This is a genomic window from Streptomyces sp. NPDC059355, from assembly GCF_042752335.1.
Taxonomy (GTDB): domain Bacteria; phylum Actinomycetota; class Actinomycetes; order Streptomycetales; family Streptomycetaceae; genus Streptomyces.
In genome coordinates this window covers 1-1,520 of sequence record NZ_JBHYXN010000110.1, presented here as the reverse complement: position 1 = coordinate 1,520, position 1,520 = coordinate 1, and the positions used below count along the sequence as shown (strand labels likewise).

Here is a 1,520-nt window from a genome sequence, read left to right as displayed (position 1 = left end):
GGGCCGACAGAGAGTTGCTGGTCGCCGCCGCATCTGACGCGACTAGCGCGTGATCGGCTGCGGACCCAGCGGGTGTGGTGGCACGCTGAGTTAGAACGAAAGGCGGTGGTTCGTGCGGAGTGACAGACGGCAGATACAGACGGCGGTTCTGGGCGGCGCGGACTCCGAAGAGCCTCTGATGCTCCCACTGGAAGCGATCGAGCTGGACGCCTTCCGCAGGCAGCACGAGCACGACACATTCTGGTGCGGCCTGCTGCTTGGAGGGTGTGGTCTGCAGCTGACCACCAAGCTGTATACCGACCGGGTCTGCCACTTCGCGCACTACCCAGGTCCCGACGGGCACCCTCACCTGTGCGGTCGCCGAGCCCGCGGCGTTGCGAGCGCCGACCACCTGTACGTGAAGGCCGAGGTCGACACCTGGCTGCGCGCTCGCGGTACGCAGGCCGGCTTCGACTTCATCCAGCCGGACGGGGTGCCGGTCGGGTCGGTCGTCGACATCCAGCTCACGCAAAGGAAACTCCGCGTGCACCTGGACCAGGAGGTGGCACCGGACTGGGACTCAGAGCACGAACCGGTGCTCGGAGTGTCTGTCCCGGTGGACTCGGACACCCTGATCCATCGTTGGTACGTGCACCGCATCCGTCTGGACAGTGAAGGCACCGCGCGACGGGTCCGGATCGGCACCGAGGCGTTCGCCCGGCCTACCGAGTGGTTCGCTCTCAACGACTGCGAGATCACCGACCGGGGCCTTTCCACCCCGGCGGTCGAGCGGATCGTCCAGGCACGGAGCGCTCCCCCTTCCACCCTGTGGACTCCAGGCAAGAAGCACGAGGAACCGGCGCTCTGGCAGCAGGCCGAGCATGTCGAGCAGCAGCACCAGATCTCATGCGTCAACGGCGCGGGAAGCAACGGCGCGGCGCGTCCCGGCGCGGTCCGCTGTCCCGGAACGCAACAGGAGAGCCGGCTCGCAGGCAGAGGGATCCTTCACCCGCCGATCCCACCACGCCCACTCACCGGGTGCCCCCGAACTGCTCCAGGTGCGCAGACTTCCGTCCCGAGGCCAACAGGCAGGCCTCGTCAACCTCGAACGACCCGATCCGTGACCGCCGTGGCGGTGCGGCGTTACCTGTCTGCCGCGCTGATCGCCTCCCCCGCATCCCGCGTGGCGCTCTCCTGGCGACGGGGCCCTGCCCGGACGCCCATCGCCGGGACATCCCGCCGGTCCCGGCCGCGAGGCGAGATGACGGAAGCCGCCTCAGTCGGCGGAGAGGGCCTTGAGGAGGTCGCCGACCTGCGGGTCGGGCAGGGCACGCGCAACATCCGCCTGCGCGACGATCCCGACGAGCCGGCGCCCGTCGATGACAGGCAGACAGCGTACCTGGTACTCGCTCATGGTGCGCATGATCTCAGCGGCGTCGTCGTCGGCGCCGATGGTGACCACCTCACCCTGCGCCAGCTCTCCGGCCTTGACCTCGGCCGGGTTCTTACCCGCGCCCAGGACCCTCACGACGATGTCACGG

Annotated in this window: 2 protein-coding genes; both read right to left on the bottom strand. The window is 68.9% G+C overall.

What is annotated here, in order from left to right:
- On the bottom strand, window positions 1-511 hold a 511-nt coding region (locus ACFXGI_RS38705), incomplete at its 3' end, for a hypothetical protein (RefSeq protein WP_384717781.1).
- A 744-nt stretch (window positions 512-1,255) separates the two neighbouring features.
- The coding region (locus ACFXGI_RS38700; RefSeq protein ID WP_384717779.1) for a CBS domain-containing protein at window positions 1,256-1,520 on the bottom strand (265 nt) is incomplete at its 5' end.